18 protein-coding genes are annotated in these 18,380 nt (G+C 72.8%); 5 read left to right on the forward strand and 13 right to left on the reverse strand.

All coding sequences use genetic code 11. The features are described from left to right. Nucleotides 1–24 precede the first annotated feature (24 nt). Nucleotides 25–564, reverse strand: a complete 540-nt coding sequence (locus DDP54_RS15285) for a dihydrofolate reductase (RefSeq protein ID WP_109132853.1) — start codon at nucleotides 562–564, stop codon at nucleotides 25–27. 11 nt (nucleotides 565–575) lie between these two features. Then, nucleotides 576–1,394: a thymidylate synthase gene (locus DDP54_RS15290; protein WP_109132854.1), complete on the reverse strand. Its 819-nt coding sequence runs from the start codon at nucleotides 1,392–1,394 to the stop codon at nucleotides 576–578. Nucleotides 1,395–1,454: 60 nt separating this feature from the next. Here DDP54_RS15290 and DDP54_RS15295 point away from each other — a divergent pair, with 60 nt between their 5' ends. The 3 genes from DDP54_RS15295 to DDP54_RS15305 all read left to right on the forward strand — a co-directional run bounded on the left by DDP54_RS15295 (nucleotide 1,455) and on the right by DDP54_RS15305 (nucleotide 4,540). Beyond that, nucleotides 1,455–2,927, forward strand: a complete 1,473-nt coding sequence (locus tag DDP54_RS15295; RefSeq protein ID WP_109132855.1) for an NAD-dependent succinate-semialdehyde dehydrogenase — start codon at nucleotides 1,455–1,457, stop codon at nucleotides 2,925–2,927. A gap of 69 nt (nucleotides 2,928–2,996) precedes the next feature. Then, nucleotides 2,997–3,731 (forward strand): AzlC family ABC transporter permease, encoded by a 735-nt coding sequence (locus DDP54_RS15300; protein WP_242448518.1) that lies wholly within the window; start codon nucleotides 2,997–2,999, stop codon nucleotides 3,729–3,731. A gap of 242 nt (nucleotides 3,732–3,973) precedes the next feature. After that, on the forward strand, nucleotides 3,974–4,540 hold the full coding sequence (locus tag DDP54_RS15305; protein ID WP_109132857.1) for a GNAT family N-acetyltransferase: 567 nt from the start codon (nucleotides 3,974–3,976) through the stop codon (nucleotides 4,538–4,540). Nucleotides 4,541–4,544: 4 nt separating this feature from the next. Here DDP54_RS15305 and DDP54_RS15310 read toward each other — a convergent pair whose 3' ends face one another. Both DDP54_RS15310 and dapB read right to left on the reverse strand, forming a co-directional pair. Beyond that, entirely contained in the window at nucleotides 4,545–5,015 is a 471-nt protein-coding gene (locus DDP54_RS15310; RefSeq protein WP_109132888.1) for a hypothetical protein, read from the reverse strand. Between the two features lie 5 nt (nucleotides 5,016–5,020). Then, nucleotides 5,021–5,776, reverse strand: coding sequence for a 4-hydroxy-tetrahydrodipicolinate reductase (gene dapB, locus DDP54_RS15315; RefSeq protein WP_109132858.1), 756 nt, complete (start codon nucleotides 5,774–5,776; stop codon nucleotides 5,021–5,023). Between the two features lie 107 nt (nucleotides 5,777–5,883). Here dapB and DDP54_RS15320 point away from each other — a divergent pair, with 107 nt between their 5' ends. Then, nucleotides 5,884–6,867, forward strand: coding sequence for a hypothetical protein (locus tag DDP54_RS15320; RefSeq protein WP_109132859.1), 984 nt, complete (start codon nucleotides 5,884–5,886; stop codon nucleotides 6,865–6,867). A gap of 28 nt (nucleotides 6,868–6,895) precedes the next feature. Here DDP54_RS15320 and DDP54_RS15325 read toward each other — a convergent pair whose 3' ends face one another. The 4 genes from DDP54_RS15325 to DDP54_RS15340 all read right to left on the reverse strand — a co-directional run bounded on the left by DDP54_RS15325 (nucleotide 6,896) and on the right by DDP54_RS15340 (nucleotide 12,081). Beyond that, complete coding sequence (locus DDP54_RS15325; protein WP_109132860.1) at nucleotides 6,896–8,227, reverse strand: pitrilysin family protein; 1,332 nt, start codon at nucleotides 8,225–8,227, stop codon at nucleotides 6,896–6,898. A gap of 1 nt (nucleotide 8,228) precedes the next feature. After that, the gene (locus DDP54_RS15330) at nucleotides 8,229–10,454 is read right to left on the reverse strand and encodes a polyribonucleotide nucleotidyltransferase (protein WP_109132861.1); all 2,226 of its coding nucleotides are present in this window, start codon (nucleotides 10,452–10,454) and stop codon (nucleotides 8,229–8,231) included. A 213-nt stretch (nucleotides 10,455–10,667) separates the two neighbouring features. Then, nucleotides 10,668–10,937, reverse strand: a complete 270-nt coding sequence (rpsO, locus tag DDP54_RS15335) for a 30S ribosomal protein S15 (RefSeq protein WP_109132862.1) — start codon at nucleotides 10,935–10,937, stop codon at nucleotides 10,668–10,670. Between the two features lie 133 nt (nucleotides 10,938–11,070). Further along, entirely contained in the window at nucleotides 11,071–12,081 is a 1,011-nt protein-coding gene (locus DDP54_RS15340) for a bifunctional riboflavin kinase/FAD synthetase (protein ID WP_109132863.1), read from the reverse strand. Between the two features lie 111 nt (nucleotides 12,082–12,192). On the opposite strand from DDP54_RS15340, the gene DDP54_RS15345 reads away from it, so the two are divergent. Beyond that, on the forward strand, nucleotides 12,193–12,723 hold the full coding sequence (locus tag DDP54_RS15345) for an NUDIX hydrolase (RefSeq protein WP_109132864.1): 531 nt from the start codon (nucleotides 12,193–12,195) through the stop codon (nucleotides 12,721–12,723). A gap of 30 nt (nucleotides 12,724–12,753) precedes the next feature. On the opposite strand, the gene truB is transcribed toward DDP54_RS15345, so the two are convergent. The 5 genes from truB to nusA form a co-directional block, all read right to left on the reverse strand. Next, on the reverse strand, nucleotides 12,754–13,689 hold the full coding sequence (truB, locus tag DDP54_RS15350) for a tRNA pseudouridine(55) synthase TruB (RefSeq protein WP_109132865.1): 936 nt from the start codon (nucleotides 13,687–13,689) through the stop codon (nucleotides 12,754–12,756). Beyond that, nucleotides 13,682–14,140: a 30S ribosome-binding factor RbfA gene (gene rbfA, locus DDP54_RS15355; RefSeq protein WP_109132866.1), complete on the reverse strand. Its 459-nt coding sequence runs from the start codon at nucleotides 14,138–14,140 to the stop codon at nucleotides 13,682–13,684. Before rbfA ends, truB begins: the two co-directional genes overlap by 8 nt. Nucleotides 14,141–14,280: 140 nt before the next feature. Next, nucleotides 14,281–17,172, reverse strand: a complete 2,892-nt coding sequence (gene infB / locus DDP54_RS15360) for a translation initiation factor IF-2 (protein WP_109132867.1) — start codon at nucleotides 17,170–17,172, stop codon at nucleotides 14,281–14,283. Nucleotides 17,173–17,345: 173 nt separating this feature from the next. After that, a complete protein-coding gene (locus tag DDP54_RS15365; RefSeq protein WP_109132889.1) occupies nucleotides 17,346–17,609 on the reverse strand; it encodes a YlxR family protein in 264 nt (87 codons plus the stop codon). An 89-nt stretch (nucleotides 17,610–17,698) separates the two neighbouring features. Next, nucleotides 17,699–18,380: transcription termination factor NusA (gene nusA / locus DDP54_RS15370; protein WP_146192446.1), on the reverse strand; the 682-nt coding region annotated here is incomplete at its 5' end.

The raw sequence follows: 18,380 nt of genomic DNA on the forward strand, positions 1-18,380 counted from the left end.
GTGCCGGGCGCAGGAGGGCGGGGTCTACCGGCCGGACGGCTCCGGCCGGTCCGCGCCTGGGGCTGGGAGCGCGCGCCGGTACGAGCAGAACCGGTAGCGCACCCCGGTCGTGACCGACGTGTGCCAGCCGGCTGCGGGCTCGCGCGCGGCCAGCGCCCAGCCCGCGTCGATCACGGGGGCGTAGGTGTCGCCCGCAACCATGTCGTCGATCTCGGTGACCTCGAGCCTGTCGGCGTGCCCGATGGCGGCCTCATAGACGGCGCCACCGCCGATCACCCAGGCCTCTCGACCTGCGACCAGCTCGAGCGCGGCGGCCATCGTCGTCACGACCTGGGCGCCGTCGGCGTCGTACCCCGGCGTCCGGGACAGGATGATGTTCTCGCGACCTGGCAGCGGCCGGAAGCGCGGCGGGAGGGACTCCCACGTCGCGCGTCCCATGACGACGGGGTGACCGGACGTCAGCGCCCGGAAGTGCACCAGGTCCTCCGGGACGCTCCACGGCAGCGCGCCGTCGCGGCCGATGACGCCGTCGGGCGTCTGCGCCCACACGAGTGCGAGGCTCATCGCGCGACCCGTCAGACCGCGATCGGGGCGGTGATGGTCGGGTGGTGCTGGTACCCGACGACCTCGACGTCCTCGAACGCGTACTCGTCGATCGACGGCGCCGTGCGCAGCGACAGCGTCGGGTACGGGTACGGGGCTCGCGCAAGCTGCTCACGCACCTGGGCGACGTGGTTGTCGTAGATGTGGCAGTCGCCGCCGGTCCACACGAAGTCCCCGACCTCGAGACCTGTCTGCTGCGCCACCATGTGGGTGAGCAGGGCGTAGGACGCGATGTTGAACGGCACCCCGAGGAACATGTCGGCCGAGCGCTGGTAGAGCTGGCAGGAGAGCCGGCCGTCCGCGACGTAGAACTGGAACATCGTGTGGCAGGGCGCGAGCGCCATCGACGGGATCTCGCCGACGTTCCAGGCCGAGACGATGTGGCGACGCGAGTCCGGATCACGACGGATCGCCTCGATGACCTGCGCGATCTGGTCGACGTGCCGGCCGTCGGGCGTCGGCCACGACCGCCACTGCACGCCGTAGACCGGTCCGAGCTCGCCATTCTCGTCGGCCCACTCGTCCCAGATCTTCACGCCGTGCTCGCGCAGCCACGCGACGTTGGAGTCTCCGCGCAGGAACCAGAGCAGCTCGTAGACGATCGACTTGAGGTGCACGCGCTTGGTCGTGACGAGCGGGAACCCCGCCGACAGGTCGTAGCGCAGCTGGTGGCCGAACAGGCTCCTGGTCCCTGTGCCCGTCCGGTCGGACTTGGGGGTTCCGGTCTCGAGGACCAGCCGCAGGAGGTCCTCGTACGGGGTCGGGACCGGTGCACCCGCCGCAGTCGTCATGGCGGTCATCCTAAAGGCAGGCGCCTGGCGCGACCGCGGGCCCAGGTCGACACTGGGCACATGTCGACGCCCACGCTCCCCCCGACCGTCGCGGCCCATGTCCCGACGGAGCTGCTCATCGACGGCGTGTGGCGCCCCGCCGCGTCCGGCCGCAGGTTCGAGGTGGCGGACCCGGCGACCACCCAGGTGCTGTTCGAGGTCGCCGACGCCGGACCCGAGGACGCCCTGGCGGCGCTCACGGCGGCTGACTCCGCACGCGAGGAGTGGCGGGCGGTCTCGCCCCGCGCCCGCGCCGAGCTGTTGCGCGCGGTGTTCGAGGAGATGCGAGCCCACGCCGAGGACCTCGCCGCCCTCGTCACCGCCGAAGGGGGCAAGCCCCTCGCGGAGTCTCGCGCCGAGGTCGCCTACGCGGCCGACTACGTGCGGTGGTACTCCGAGCAGGCCGTACGGCTCGACGGGCTCGCGCGCCGGGCACCCGCCGGTGGCGCTCACCAGCTCGTCCTGCGCCGGCCGGTCGGCCCCGCGCTGCTGATCACCCCGTGGAACTTCCCGATCGCGATGATCGCGCGCAAGATGGCGCCCGCGCTCGCGGCCGGCTGCCCCGTCATCGTCAAGCCGGCCCAGCTCGCCCCGCTGACCACCGCCTACGTCGCCGAGATGGTGCGCGCCGAGCTCGAGGCGCGCGGACTGCCGGCCGGCGTCCTCGGCATCCTGCCGAGCTCGTCCGCCGGCGCTCTGACGACGCCGCTGCTCGCCGACCCGCGACTGCGCAAGCTGTCGTTCACCGGCTCGACGGAGGTCGGCAGGATCCTGCTGCGCAGTGCCGCGCAGAGTGTCCTGCGCACGTCGATGGAGCTCGGGGGCAACGCGCCCTTCCTGGTGTTCGACGACGCGGACATCCCCGCCGCCGTCGAGGGCGCGCTCGCAGCGAAGATGCGGAACTCCGGGCAGACGTGCGTCGCGGCGAACCGCTTCCTCGTGCACGAGTCTGTCGCCGCCGAGTTCACGGACGGGCTCACCGCCGCGTTCGACCGTCTGGTCATGGGCCACGGCGCGACGCCCGGCACGACGGCGGGCCCGCTGATCGAGGCGGCCGCCGTCGAGCGTGTCGCGGCCGCGGTCGCCGCCGCGGTCGACGGTGGCGCCCGTGTGCGGTCGGGCGGCCACCGCCCGCGGGGTGCGGGGTACTTCTACGCGCCCACCGTGCTCGAGAACGTGTCCCCCGACGACCTCGTGGTCACCGAGGAGGTGTTCGGCCCGGTCGCCCCCGTCATGACCTTCGCGACCGAGGGCGAGGCCGTCGCGCTCGCGAACGGCACCGAGTTCGGGCTCGTGGCCTACGCGTACACGCGGGACGTCGGGCGTGTCATGCGCCTCGTCGAGAGCGTCGAGACGGGGATGCTCGGCATCAACCGGGGCATGGTCTCGGACGCGAGCGCGCCCTTCGGAGGCGTGAAGTCCTCGGGGCTGGGACGTGAGGGTGGCGAGGCAGGGATCGAGGAGTACCTCGAGACCGTGTACGTCGCGTTGTAGGACGCGGAGGGGCCCGCCCGGCGTGGACCGCGCCGCCGCGCCGCCAGGGCGGTGTGCGACAGTGTCGACGTGAGCCCCGATCGCAGCCCCGCGGTCCGGGAGGCGATCCGCCAGGCCGTGTCGGTCTCGCTCGCGACGGGCCTGTACGGCGTGTCGTTCGGGGCGCTCGCGGTCGCCGCCGGCCTCGACCTCCCGCAGACCGCAGCCCTCAGCCTCCTGATGTTCTCGGGGGGCTCGCAGTTCGCCTTCATCGGCGTGCTCGGCCCGGGCGGCGCCGTCGCCGCTGTCGCGACCGCGGGGCTGCTCGGCACCCGGAACGGCCTGTACGGTCCGCAGGTCGCTCCCCTGCTGGGCGCCCACGGCTGGCGGCGGCCCGTCGCCGCGCAGCTGACGATCGACGAGTCGACCGCCGTCGCCGCCGCGCAGCACGACCGGGCCGCGTCGCGCGCCGGGTTCTGGTGGACCGGCATCGGGGTCTTCGTGCTCTGGAACGTCTTCACGCTCGTCGGTGCGCTGCTCGGCGACGCCCTCGGCGACCCGCGGCGCTACGGGCTGGATGCGGCCGCGGCCGCGGCGTTCCTCGGACTGGTGTGGCCCCGCCTCGGCACCCGTGTCACGCAGACGGCGGCAGGGCTCGCCATCGTCGTCGCCCTCGGCCTGACACCGTTCGTCCTCGCCGGGCTGCGCTCGTGGGCGTGCAGACATTCACTTCCGGTCACTCCCTCGTGGTGGACGCCCGGCTGCCCGCGGTCGTCGTCGCCGCGATCGCGCTCGCGCTGCGCGCGCCGTTCATCGTCGTGGTGATCGTCGCCGCGGCGACGGCGGCGGTCCTGCGCGCACTGGGGATGCCCTGAGGACCGGCCCGTGCGACGTTGCCGCGGAGCCTCGGTGCGGCCCGGGTTGCTAGCCTCGACGTTCACCACGCCGCCCCACCGTGCGGCGCCCGTCGTCGCCCGTCGACCACTCCCGGAGGTCCCGTTGGCCACCTGCTGCAGACTGCCCGGCCGGAGCCCCGCCACGGGCCCCAGCGCCCTGGTCGGTCCCTGATGGCGCTCTTCAGCGAGCAGGCCGACGTCTCGGTCCGCCCCGCCGTTCCCGGAGACGAGCTCGCGATCGCTGCCACGCAGCTCGCCGCGTGGCGCGACGCGCACCGGGTCTCGCTCGGCGAGACCGCCCTGGCGGAGCTCGACGGTGCGGTGTTCGCCGAACGCTGGGCGGTCGCGATCACGTCGCCACCGACGCGGGGCCACCGCGTGCTCGTCGCGTGCGAGGGAGCAGACGTCGTCGGCTTCGTCGCGGTCGGCCCGCTCCCGGCGCCGGAGGACTCGCCGCTCGACGCACCCGGGGGCGAGATCCTCGCGCTCGAGGTCGCCCCCAGGGCGCAGCGCGCCGGGCACGGCTCGCGGCTGCTCGCGGCCGCGGTCGACCTCATGCGCGAGGACGGTGCCGACCACGTGCAGACCTGGGTGCTCGACGGGGACTCCGCGCGCGCGCAGTTCCTGGCCTCGGCCGGGCTCGGAGCCGACGACGCGATCCGGACCCTGGCGAGCGGCACGATGGCCGACGGCACGGAGCGTCAGGTGGCCGAGCACCGCTGGTCCGCCGCGATCTGACCGCTCAGGCGGCGCGGTGCAGCCGTGAAGCCGTGCGCAGGGACTCGCGCGCCCGACGCCGGTCCCCCGCGGCGTCGTACGCGAACGCGAGTCGATACCAGGAGCCCCAGTCCTCCGGGGCGGCCTCGATCTCGGCGCGGCTCGTCTCGAACTGGGCCCCTGCCGCGGCGCGGTCGATCCGGCCGCCCGGCGAGCGCGGCAGGTCGTCGACCTGCAGGGCGCCGACGGCGGCGAGCTCGTCGGCCATGCGCTGCACGTCGACGGCCAGGCGCCACTCGCGCACGATCGACCAGACTCCGAGCAGCGGGAGCAGGAGCACGCCCGCGCCCAGCACGATCCCGACGGGCTCCGCGGTACCCAGCAGCGCGACCGCGCGATCGGCGACGAGCCACAGGTACAGGCCCAGCAACGCCGTCAGCGCGACCGCGCCGATGAGCGAGGCATGGGGCAGCCGTGAGCGGAGAGTCGACGTCATGGCCGTCATCCGAGGTCGAGCAGGTGCTCGAGCCCGACCGTCAGCCCCGGCCGCGCACCGACGCGGCGCACCGCATGCAGCACGCCAGGCATGAAGCTCACGCGATCGAACGAGTCGTGCTTGATGGTCAGCAGCTCGCCCGGGTTGCCGAGAAGGATCTCCTCGTGCGCGACGAGCCCGCGCAACCGCACCGAGTGCACCCGGATGCCGTCCACGTCCGCGCCCCGCGCCCCGTCGAGCGCCGTGGTCGTCGCATCCGGGCTCGGCCCCACGCCCGCCTGCGCACGCGCCGCGGCGATCGCGGCCGCCGTGTGCCGGGCTGTGCCGGACGGCGCGTCGACCTTGTCCGGGTGGTGCAGCTCGATCACCTCGACCGACTCGAAGTAGCACGCCGCCCGCGCCGCGAACGTCATCGCGAGCACAGCCCCGAGCGCGAAGTTCGGCGCGATCACCACGCCGACCCCCGGGCGGTCCGCGAGGTGGTCGCGCACCCGCCCGAGCGAGTCCTCGGTCCAGCCCGTGGTTCCGACCACGACATGGATGCCGGCATCGATGAGGGCGTGGACGTTGCCCTCGGTCGCGGACGGAACGGTGAAGTCGACGGCCACCTGGGCTCCGGCATCGGTCAGCAGGGACAGGTCGTCGCCCGCGTCGACCGTGGCCACGACCTCCAGGTCGGATGCCGCGCGGACCGCCTCGACAACGGTCGCACCCATGCGTCCGGCGGCACCCAGGACAGCAACCTTGATCTGCTCGCTCACGGAGAGCCACCCTAGTCGAACGCGTCGCGCCGGTCGGAGGCGGGCCTCGGGCCGCTCCCACCGCGGGTCGCCTCAAGGCCGACCCCACGGCCGCCGATGGAGCCACCATGAGCACTGCGACATTCGCGACATCGGCGCGGCACCCCGCGGCAGGGGTCGCGGTGCTCGTGCTCGGCGTCGCGACCGCGTCGTGGGCTCTGGTCCACGCCTCGGAGTCCTCGGCACGCGCGGCGTGGGAGGTCCCCCACCTGACGGCGCCGGACGGGTCGCCGCTCGTCCTCGCTCCGATGCCACCGGTCCTCGCGAGCGACAGCCTGCGGACGTCGCTCGGCTGGACGCTGACCGTTCTGGCCTGGGTGGCCGTCTGCTGGGTCGCCACCGCACACCAGGCACGCACCGGACGCCCGTGGCTTCCCGTCGTCGTCGGCGCGGCGGCGCTCGGCGCCCAGTGCTCACTGGCGTTCGTGCCCGCGAGCCCCCTGGTCTCCCCGCTCTCGTGGCCCGGACCGGCGCAGCCGATCGACTGGTCCGTCGACGGCTGGGCTCTCACGCTGGCCGATCCCGCCGCGCTCGCTCCGGTGGTGGTCCTGATCGCCCTCGTGGGTGCCCGGTGGTGGGCGCTGCGGGCGGCTCGAGAGTCGAACGATGCGACGCGTGCGGACCGTGTGAGCCGTCCAGCGGCCCGCCGCGCCCTCCTGGCAGTCGGCGTCCCTGCGCTCGCTCTGTGGCTCGGCGCCGTCGCGGTGCTCGTCGGGACCGAGGCCTACGGGTGGGGCACGGCGGAGGCGGCGCTGCTCCCGACGGCAGCGGTCGAGCCTGGCGGCTCACTCCTCCTGCTGGTCGTCGCGGCGGCCCTCGTCTCGGGCGCGGGCCGCGTCGGGGCGCTGGCGCTGCTGGCGGCCCAGGTCGCGACGACTGCCCCCATCGCCTCGATGTGGTCGGGTGGCAGCTCCGACCTGCTCCTGCTCGCCTGCGCGCTGTCCGCCGGAGCCATGGCGTGCGCCGCGTGCTGGTATCCCGTCGCGCGAGCCCTCGCGGATCTCTCGTCGGACGCGCCCGAGATCACAGCTGCTCCCAGCTGGACGGCCTGACGGCCGGTGGCCCGAGCGTCCCGCGGCGTCAGTCGCCGAACGGCCCGATCCGCACGAACGACCGCGGGCGCGACGCGAGCTCGGCGGCGAGCTCCTGCACCCCGGCCGCTGTGACCGACTGGACCGCCTCGAGCGTCTCGTCGAGCGACATGAGCTCGCCGAGCACGAGCTCGGCCTTGCCGAGCCGGTTCATGCGCGAGCCGGTGTCCTCCATGCCGAGCACGAGCCCGCCCGAGAGCTGCCCGATGGACCGTCGCAGCTCACCGTCGGTGATCCCGCTGTCGGCGAGGCGCTCCCACTCGGAGACGAGCAGCTCGGTGACCTGGTCGACCTTGCCCGGCGCGCACCCGGCATAGACCCCGAAGATCCCGGTGTCGGCGTGGCCCGACGCGAACGAGTAGGTCGAGTACGCGAGCCCGCGCTTCTCCCGGATCTCCTGGAACAGCCGGGAGGACATCCCACCGCCGAGGACGGCGTTCAGCACGGAGAGCGTGAACCGCCGCGGGTCGGTCGCCGTCAGGCCGGTACCGCCGACGATGACGTTCGCCTGCTCGGTGACGCGGTGCGTCGTCATCTCGACGCCGGCGGTGGGGATGCCACCTTCGACGTCGTCGGCCCCGCGCCTGCCGAGGGGCGTCGCGTCAGGCGTGAGGTCCCAGCCGCCGTCGGCCAGGGCCGTCGCGACCTGCTTGCACAGCGCGTCGTGGTCGACGCCGCCGGCCGCGGTCACGACGAGGCCCGCGGAGCGGTAGTGCTCGCGGTAGTGCTCCCAGACGGCGGAGCGCGGCACGGCCCGGATCGTGTCCGGGGTGCCGCCGATCGGCCGTCCGAGCGGGTGCGCTCCGAGGACGGCGGTCGCGAACTGCTCATGGACGACGTCGCTCGGGTCGTCGTCGTTCATCGCGAGCTCTTCGAGGATCACACCGCGCTCGGTCTCGAGCTCGTCGACGTCCAGTCGCGCGGACGTGACCATGTCCGCGATGACGTCGACCGCCATCGGCAGGTCGGTGTCGAGCACGCGTGCGTAGTAGCAGGTGTGCTCCTTGCCGGTCGCCGCGTTGGCCTCGCCGCCGACCTCGTCGAAGGCCTCCGCGATGTCCATCGCCGTGCGCCGCGTCGTGCCCTTGAACAGCAGGTGCTCGAGGAAGTGCGTCGAGCCGTGATGGCCGTCGCTCTCGTCCCGTGACCCGACCCCGACCCACGCCCCGACCGTGGCCGAGCGCAGACCGGGCATGTGCTCCGTGAGCACGCGGACCCCGCCGGGCAGGACGGAACGGCGCACATGTGCGCCGCCGTCCTGCCCGGCGGTCAGCTCGCTGCCCGGCTGACCGGGCGCGACGAGCGGGAGGTCCAAGGGCACGTCAGTCGTCGGCTCCGGCGTCGACCGCGGCAGCAGCGCCCTCGGCCTCGTCGACGACCGCGTGCAGCGACAGCTTGCCGCGCGGGTCGATCTCGCCGATCTCGACCTGGACCTTCTGGCCCACCGAGAGGACGTCCTCGACGTTGTCCACGCGCTTGCCGCCGACGAGCTTGCGGATCTGCGAGATGTGGAGCAGACCGTCCTTGCCCGGCGAGAGCGACACGAACGCGCCGAAGGTCGTGGTCTTGACCACGGTGCCCACGAAGCGCTCGCCGATCTCGGGCATGTGCGGGTTCGCGATGGCGTTGATCGCGGCCCGTGCAGCCTCGGCCGACGGTCCGTCGGTGGCGCCGATGTAGACGGTGCCGTCGTCCTCGATCGAGATGTCGGCGCCCGTCTCAGCCTGGATCTGGTTGATCATCTTGCCCTTCGGGCCGATGACCTCGCCGATCTTGTCGACCGGGACCTGCACCGTGATGACGCGAGGCGCGTACGGGCTCATCTCGTCGGGCGTGTCGATGGCCTCGTTGATGACGTCGAGGATCGCGAGACGCGCCTCCTTCGCCTGCGTCAGCGCGCTGGCGAGGACCGAGGCGGGGATGCCGTTGAGCTTCGTGTCCAGCTGGATCGCCGTGACGAACTCGCGCGTGCCGGCGACCTTGAAGTCCATGTCACCGAACGCGTCCTCGGCACCCAGGATGTCGGTGAGCGCCGCGTAGCGGGTCTCACCGTTCACGGTGTCGGAGACGAGACCCATCGCGATGCCCGCGACCGCTGCGCGCAGCGGCACACCGGCGTTGAGCAGCGAGAGCGTCGAGGCGCAGACCGAGCCCATCGACGTCGAGCCGTTCGAGCTGAGCGCCTCGGAGACCTGGCGGATCGCGTAGGGGAACTCCTCGCGGCTCGGCAGGACGGGCAGGAGCGCGCGCTCGGCGAGCGCCCCGTGACCGATCTCGCGGCGCTTCGGCGAGCCGACGCGGCCCGTCTCACCCGTCGAGTAGGGCGGGAAGTTGTAGTTGTGCATGTAGCGCTTGCGCGTCTCCGGGGAGAGCGTGTCGAGCTGCTGCTCCATGCGGAGCATGTTGAGCGTCGTGACCCCGAGGATCTGGGTCTCGCCACGCTCGAACAGCGCCGAGCCGTGGACGCGGGGCAGGACCTCGACCTCGGCCGAGAGCGTGCGGATGTCCCGCAGCCCGCGCCCGTCGATCCGGAAGCCGTCCGTGAGGATGCGCTGGCGGATGAGCTTCTTGGTGACCGCGCGGACGGCTGCGGACAGCTCCTTCTCGCGACCGGCGAACACGTCGGCGAGCGACGCCAGGACCTCAGCCTTGACCTCGTCGAGGCGGTTCTCGCGGTCCTGCTTGTCAGCGATCGACAGCGCCTGACCGAGCGGGCCCTCGACTGCCGCCTCGACAGCCGCGTAGGCGTCGGGCTGGTACTCGGGGAACACCGGGAAGGCCTGCGTCGGCTTGGCGGCGCGCGCGGCCAGGTCGGCCTGCGCGGCGCACAGGACACGGAGGAACGGCTTGGCGGCCTCGATGCCCTGCGACACGACCTCCTCGGTCGGCGCGGTGGCACCCTCGAACTTGATGAGGTTCCACGACTTCTCGGGGGCCTCGGCCTCGATCATCGCGATCGCGACGTCGTCACCGACGACGCGGCCGGCGACGACCATGTCGAACGTCGCGCGCTCGCGCTCGGAGTAGCGCGGGAACGCGACCCACTGGCCGTCGATCAACGCGACGCGCACGCCGGCGACAGGGCCCGAGAACGGCAGGCCGGACAGCTGCGTCGAGATCGACGCGGCGTTGATGGCGAGGACGTCGTAGGAGTCGTCCGGGTGGATCGTCAGGACGGTGATGACGACCTGGACCTCGTTGCGCAGGCCCTTGACGAACAGGGGGCGCAGCGGGCGGTCGACCAGGCGGCACGCCAGGATCGCCTCGGTGGACGGGCGACCCTCACGGCGGAAGAACGAGCCGGGGATCTTGCCCGCGGCGTACTGCCGCTCCTCGACGTCGATCGTCAGGGGGAAGAAGTCGAACTGGTCCTTCGGGTGCTTCCCGGCGGTCGTCGCTGCCAGCAGCGTCGTCTCACCGTCCAGGTAGGCGACGGCCGAGCCGGCGGCCTGGCGCGCGATGCGGCCGGTCTCGAAGCGGACGGTGCGTGTTCCGAAGCGACCGTTGTCGATCACTGCCTCGGCGAACTGAATCTCGGGACCCTCCATGGGTGCCCTCCTCTTTTGTGAAGGCGTCGCCCTGACCACGACGGTCTTCGATCGAGGCGCTCGGAGCTCGAGAGCTCCGGATGCCACTACCGAGGACCAGACGGGCGGGTCGGCGCGAGTGGTGTCACGGTGGTGCGGCCGGGTCCGACGACGATGCCGGGCCCAGCGTGGAACCAGCCCGGACCCGTGCGGGTCCGGGCTGGTTGCGAACAGCTAGCGGCGCAGGCCGAGCCGCTCGATCAAGCTGCGGTAGCGGTTGATGTCAACCTTCTGGAGGTAACCCAGGAGGCGACGGCGCTGGCCGACCAGCAGCAGCAGGCCGCGCCGGCTGTGGTGGTCGTGCTTGTGGACCTTGAGGTGCTCGGTGAGGTCCTTGATGCGCTGCGTGAGCATCGCGATCTGGACCTCGGGAGAACCGGTGTCACCCTCGTGGGTGGCGAACTCGGTCATGATGGACTGCTTGACGGCACTTTCGAGGGGCACAGCTCTCCAGGTGTACTCGTTGCGCGGTGCTCCGGGGCATGTCCACCCGAGCGCTCTCGTTCCGCGGCCGATCTGACGGCTCTTAGATGCTACCAGGGACGACGCCCCGGCCCGACCCGACCGGGGGGAGCGTTCAGGCCCGCGGCGGCGCGGTCGCCAGTGCGGCCCGGACGTGCTCCACGTCGAGGCGCATCTGCACGACGAGCTCCTCGATCGAGTCGAACCGCACGGTCGGGCGCAGGGTGGCGCCGAACTCGAGGACGACCTCCCGGTCGTACAGCTCGAGGTCGGTGCGGTCCAGGACGTACGCCTCGACCCGGCGCTGGACGCCCTCGAACGTCGGGTTGGTGCCCACCGAGATCGCGGCGGGCAGGACGTCCGACGCCTCGGAGGCCGGGTCGCCAGGTGCCCGGAGCGGCCGCAGCCAGCCCGCGTACACGCCGTCCGCCGGCACCATGCCCGTCGCGTCCTGCGCGAGGTTGGCCGTGGGGAACCCGAGCTCGCGCCCGCGCGCGTCGCCGTGCACGACGATGCCACGCATGCGGTGCGGCCGACCCAGGACCCGGGCCGCCCCGGCCACGTCTCCGGCCTCGAGCAGCTCGCGGACCCACGTCGAGGACCAGCGTCGGTGCGGAGCGGCGCCCGGGGCGGGCTCCGCGACAGCGCCGGAGGGGGCGACGTCGTCGATGACCTCGACCGTGAACCCGTGGGTGCGGCCGAGCTCGATCATCGTCGTCAGGTCACCGGCGTTGTCCCGGCCGAACCGCACGTCGTGACCCACGACCACGGTGCGGGCCGCGAGCCCCTCGACGAGGTAGCGCACGACGAACTCCTCGGCCGTCTGGCGAGCGAAGTCGAGCGTGTACTCGAGCAGGAGCACGGCGTCGAGGCCGGTCTGGGCGAGCAGCTCGAGACGGTCGGCGTCGCCGGTCAGGAGCGGCGGCGCCGTGTCCGGCCGGTGCACCTGGGAGGGGTGCGGGGAGAACGTCACCGCGACCGCTCGGGCGTCCACGGCCCGCGCGTCCCTCACCATGCGCTCCAGCACCCCGACGTGCCCGCGGTGCACACCGTCGAAGTTCCCGATCGTCACGACCGAGGGACCGTAGCCGCTCGGCACGTCCGCCAGATCGGTCCAGCACTGCACGCGTACTCCTCGAAGCTCGGACGGGGACCGTGCCTGCGCGCGGCAGGATCAGCCGGGACAAGACTGCCACGCTCGGCGCACGCTCCCGAACGCGGGCCGTAGGGTCGGGGCATGCGGTGGCAGACCTTCGGTGAACGGACCATCTACGACAGCCCGTGGGTGCGGCTCGCGCTCGTCGACGTCGACGTGCCCGGGCACGGCCGCATCGACCACCACGTCGTGCGGATGCCGATGCATGCGGCCAGCACCGTCGTCCACGACCCCGGCCGCGGCCTCCTGCTGCTGTGGCGGCACCGGTTCATCACCGACACGTGGGGCTGGGAGATCCCGGCGGGACGTGTCGACCCGGGCGAGACACCGGCGCAGGCGGCGGCCCGGGAGGTGCTCGAGGAGACCGGCTGGCGTCCGGGTCCGGTCCGCCCGCTCCAGACGTACCACCCGGCGAACGGCACGTCGGACCAGACGTTCCACGTGTTCGTCGCCGACGGCGCGACCCACGTCGGGCCGCCGTCGGACCCGAGCGAGTCCGAACGCATCGCGTGGGTCCCCTTGGAGGAGGTGCGCGACCTCGTCCTTGCCGGGGAGCTGCGCGACGGGCTGTCGCTCACCGGGGTCCTTCGGTACCTGCTCGCCCCCACCTGAGGGCCGTCCCGCCGGCTCAGGGCCGAGCGCTCAGGCAGGGGCGAAGACCAGCACCGGCCGGGCGTGCTCGCCGCTCGTCTCGAGCAGCGCCACGAGCTCCCCCGCGGGCGACAGCGCTGCGACCGGCTCGCTCGGGGTCGGCGGACCGGCCTCGATCCGCTTCCCGTAGGACAGCGCGGCGGCCTCGTTCGCGGTCAGCTCACGGACCGGGAAGGTCGCGCGCGCGGCGTCGGCCAGCGGGAGGACGTCGAGGGGGACGTCCTGCGGCCACGCCTCGAGCTCGTCGAGGGTGCGCGCCATCGCCAGCGGGTAGCCACCGACCCGCGTCCGGCGCAGCGCCGTGAGGTGCCCGCCGACGCCCAGGCTCGCCCCGAGGTCGCGCGCGAGCGCCCTGATGTAGGTGCCCGACGAGCACACGACGCGCACGTCGACGTCCAGCCCTGGCACTCCCCCCGCAGCAGCGCCGACCGGCCGCACGTCGCCGACAGCGAACTCGCTGACGGTGACCCACCGGGCGGCGAGCTCGACGTCCTCGCCGGCGCGCACGCGCGCGTAGGCCCGCTGCCCGTCGACCTTGATCGCGCTCACCGAGCTCGGGACCTGCAGGATCGGGCCCGTCAGGAGCGCGATCTCGCGATCGATGTCGCCGCGGGTCACTCCCGAGGCGTCGCCCGACGTGAGCAGCTCGCCCTCGGCGTCGTCGGTCGTCGTGGACGCGCCGAGGCGGATCGTCGCGAGGTACTCCTTGTCGGCGCCGACGACGTAGGTCAGCAGCCGCGTCGCCCGTCCGATGCCGAGCACGAGCACGCCGGTCGCCATCGGGTCGAGCGTGCCGGCATGCCCGACCTTGCGGGTCCCGGCGAGGCGACGCATCCGCGCGACGACGTCATGGCTCGTGCAGCCCGCGGGCTTGTCGACGACGACGAGCCCGTCCGGCGCGGTGGGCCGCCGGACGCGGTCAGGCACCGGCGCGGTCGTCGTCGTCCTCGTCCGACTCCTCCGCCGGCTTGCGGTACGGGTCGGCGTCACCGGCGAACTGGGCTGTCGCCGCGAGTGCCGCGACCTCCGCGTCGCGACGGGCGGCCTCCGAGAGCGCCGCGGTCAGGTGGGCGGCGGTCTCCGGGACCGCGTCGAGGTGGAAGTCCAGCGACGGAGTGAGCCGCATGCCGGTCTGCTTGCCGACCTCGGAACGGATGAGGCCCTTGGCGCTCTCGAGCGCGGCCGCGGAACCAGCCCGCGCCTCGTCGTCGCCGTAGACGGTGTAGAAGACGTCCGCGTGCTGCAGGTCCCCGGTCACCCGGACATCGGTGACGGTGACGAACCCGAGCCTCGGGTCCTTGATCCGCGTGTCGAGCATCTGCGCGACGATCTGTTGGATCCGCTCGGCGAGCTTCCTCGCACGACCCTGGTCTGCCATGTTCTCCGGCCTTCTGGAAGGTCCGTCCCGGCCTGCGGGACGGGTGATCGACGTCGACGCCTGCGGGGCTCTCGACACTGACGGTCGCACGACGGGCAGTGGCCCGCGCCGAACGGCGCGGGCCACCCCTCGTCACGTCGTCACTTGCGAGGCTTCTCGCGCAGCTCCCACGTCTCGATGACGTCACCGATCTCGACGTCGTTGAACGACCCGAGCCCGATACCGCACTCGAACCCTTCGCGGACCTCGGTCGCGTCGTCCTTGAACCGCTTGAGCGACTCGATGGTGAGGTTGTCCCCGACCACGGCACCGTTGCGCTTGACGCGCGCCTTGGTGTTGCGGCGGATCTCCCCGGACCGGACGATCGACCCGGCGATGTTGCCGAACTTCGACGAGCGGAACACCTCGCGCACCTCCGCGGTGCCGAGCTGGGCCTCCTCGTACTCCGGCTTGAGCATGCCCTTGAGGGCCGCCTCGACGTCGTCGATCGCCTGGTAGATGACCGAGTAGAACCGGACGTCCACGCCCTCGCGATCGGCGAGGTCCTCGACGCGCTCACCGAACTTCACGTTGAAGCCGATGATGATCGCGTTGTCGACCGTGGCGAGGTTGACATCGTTCTGCGTGATGGCACCCACACCGCGGTGGATGACCCGCAGCTCGACCTCTTCGCCGACGTCGATCTTGAGCAGCGCGTCCTCGAGCGCCTCGACGGCACCCGACACGTCGCCCTTGAGGACGAGGTTGAGCGTCTCGACCTTGCCCATCTGGAGCGCCTGCGTGAAGTCCTCGAGGCTGATGCGCTTGCGACGCTTCGCCAGGAGTGCGGCACGCTCGGCCGACTCGCGCTTCTCGGCGATCTGCCGCGCGGTCCGCTCGTCCGGCGCCACCAGGAAGGTGTCGCCGGCCCGCGGGACCGAGGCCAGACCGAGGACGACCACCGGACGAGCCGGACCGGCCTCGTCGAGCGTGTTGCCGTGCTCGTCGAACATCGCCCGGACCCGTCCGTGGGCGGTGCCCGCGACGATCGCGTCACCGACGTGGAGCGTGCCGGACTGCACGAGCACGGTCGCCATGGGGCCGCGACCCTTGTCGAGGTTGGCCTCGATGGCGACGCCGCGAGCGTCCTTGTTCGGGTTGGCCCGCAGGTCCAGAGCAGCGTCTGCGGTGAGCAGCACGGCCTCGAGCAGCTGGTCGATCCCCTGGTTGAGCTTCGCCGACACGTCGACGAACATCGTGTCGCCGCCGTACTCCTCGGCCACCAGGTTGTACTCGGTGAGCTGCTGGCGGATCTTGGCGGAGTTCGCCCCCTCCTTGTCCACCTTGTTCACCGCGACCACGATCGGGACACCGGCGGCCTGGGCGTGGTTGAGCGCCTCGATCGTCTGAGGCATCACGCCGTCGTCGGCCGCGACCACGAGGATCGCGATGTCGGTGACCTGCGCGCCACGCGCACGCATCGCCGTGAAGGCCTCGTGACCCGGGGTGTCGATGAACGTCACCGCACGGTCGACGCCCTCATGGACGGTCCGGACCTGGTAGGCCCCGATGTGCTGGGTGATCCCGCCGGCCTCGCCTGCGACGACGTCCGTCTGGCGGATGGCGTCGAGGAGCTTGGTCTTGCCGTGGTCGACGTGACCCATGACGGTGACCACGGGCGGGCGGGCGAGCAGCTGCTCGTCCTCCTCGTCCGCGAGCTCCGCGTCCAGGTCGATGTCGAAGGACCCGAGCAGCTCGCGGTCCTCCTCCTCGGCCGAGACCATCTCGATGACGTAGCCGAGCTCCTGCGCGAGCGTGCCGAACGTGTCCTCGTCGAGCGACTGCGTCGCGGTCGCCATCTCACCGAGGTGGAACAGCACCGTGACGAGGCTCGCCGGGTTCGCGTCGATCTTGTCCGCGAAGTCGTTGAGCGACGAGCCGCGACGCAGGCGCACGACGGTCTTGCCGTTGCCGCGAGGGACCTGCACGCCACCCAGCGAGGGGGCCTGCATCTGCTCGAACTCCTGGCGCTTCGCCCGCTTGGACTTGCGTCCCCGGACAGGGCGGCCTCCGGCGCGACCGAACGCACCCTGGGTCGAACCGCGACCCGCACCACCCGGACGGCCACCGCCGCCACCGGGACGACCGGCGAAACCACCGCCGCCGCCGGGCGCGCCACCGGGACCGCCAGCACCACCAGGGCCGCCGGCACCGCCGGGACGACCGGCGTAACCGCCGCCGCCACCACCGGGACGCGCGCCGCCACCGGCACGAGCAGGACCCGGACGCTCACCCGGACGGCTGACGCCGCTCGCGTTGCGCCCAGGCATCATGCCGGGGTTGGGACGAGGACCGCCGGGGCGAGGACCGCCGGGGCGCTCCGTCGCTCCTGCAGGCGCGCCGCTCGCAGCCGGCGCCTCGGTCCGGCGCTCGCCGGGTCGGGGCATGCCCTGAGACGGGGCGAACGGGTTGTTGCCCGGACGCGGACCACCGGAGCGCGGGCCCGCGGACCCGCCGGGTCCAGCCGGGCGTTCGCGTCCCATGCCCTGCGACGGCGCGAAGGGGTTGTTGCCCGGACGCGAGCCGCTGGTGCGGGCAGGCGCCGGAGCAGGCGCGGGTCGCGGACCGGGACGGCCGGCGTCGGCGGCCGGTGCGGCCACTGGTGCCGAGCCGGCTGCGGGTGCAGCTGCGCCCGGCGTGGCGACGGTCGGCGTGGGAGCCGGTGCCGCGGGGGCCGGGGCGCTGGGGGCGCTCGCGGCAGCAGCGACCGCAGGGGTCGAGACCACCGGAGCGGGTGCCACGGGCGCGGGTGCCACAGGCGCCGGAGCCGCCGGGGCGGGTGCCGCGGCAGCCTTCGGGGCGGGCCGGGGCGCGGGTGCGGGCGCCGGAGCGGCGCCTGCCGGGTAGAGGTCGCGCAGCTTGCGCACGACGGGCGGCTCGATGGTCGAGGACGCCGAACGGACGAACTCTCCGAGCTCGCCGAGCTTGGTCATCATGGTCTTGCTTTCAATGCCGAGCTCTTTTGCGAGCTCGTAGACGCGGACCTTGGCCACATCTCTCCTGTCTCGGTCCGCCCAGGAGAGGGTCGGACCGTCGTTAGTTCTGGGTACTCATCGCTGGGTACTCATCGGTGCGTGCTCATCGGGCAGCCATCGGCTTGTCAAACCCGCTTCCCATGTCGACGGTTCGACGCTGCCGGGTACGGACCCGGCAACGGTGGTGCTCCTCACGGTGCTCCGAGGTGTGCCTCGACCGCTGCGAGATCCAACGGCCCTGCATGACGCAAGGCCCGCGGGAAAGCACGGCGGCGTTCGGCAAGCTCGAGACAGCGAGGTTCGGGGTGCAGCCACGCACCCCTGCCCGGCATGCAGCGACCTTCGTCCACGACCAGCACGGGGAGACCCGCACCGTCCGTACTGACGACGATCCTCAGCAGTGCCGACCTTCGATCGGTCGACCGGCACCCCACGCACGTGCGCACCGGGCCCATGACGACGACAGCGAGGTCATCGGGGGTCCGCCTGCTCGGCGAGGAGAGCCGGGTGTCCGACCCAGCCTCGCCAAGTCTAGCGCGCCGCGTCACCGGCTGTGACCGGGCGCGGCCCCCTGACCGCTCCGCCCGCTCGGACGGTCGGCCGACGGCTCGGCGACGTCCTCGGCCATGTCGGACCGGATGTCGATCCGCCAGCCCGTGAGCTTGGCCGCCAGGCGGGCGTTCTGCCCCTCCTTGCCGATCGCGAGGGACAGCTGGTAGTCCGGGACGACGACGCGGGCGGCACGCGCCACCGGATCCACGATCGTGACCGACAGGACGCGCGCCGGCGACAGCGCGTGCGCCACCATCTCGGCGGGGTCGTCGGAGTAGTCGACGATGTCGATCTTCTCGCCGTGCAGCTCCGCCATGACGGCCCGCACGCGCGCGCCCATGGGTCCGATGCATGCACCCTTCGCGTTGAGCCCCGGCACGTTCGCCCGGACCGAGAGCTTGGTGCGGTGCCCCGCCTCGCGGGCGATCGACATGATCTCGACGGTTCCGTCCGCGACCTCGGGGACCTCGAGCGCGAACAGTCGGCGCACGAGGTTGGGGTGGGTCCGGGACAGCGTGACCTGCGGGCCCTTCATGCCGCGGGCGACCTCGAGCACGAGGGCGCGCAGCCGCTCCCCGTGCACGTAGCGCTCCGTGGGCACCTGCTCGTGCGCCGGGAGCACCGCCTCGGTCCCGCCGACGTCGACGAGGACGACGCGGCTGTCACGGCCCTGC

It is taken from the genome of Cellulomonas sp. WB94 (genome assembly GCF_003115775.1).
Taxonomy (GTDB): Bacteria; Actinomycetota; Actinomycetes; order Actinomycetales; family Cellulomonadaceae; genus Cellulomonas_A.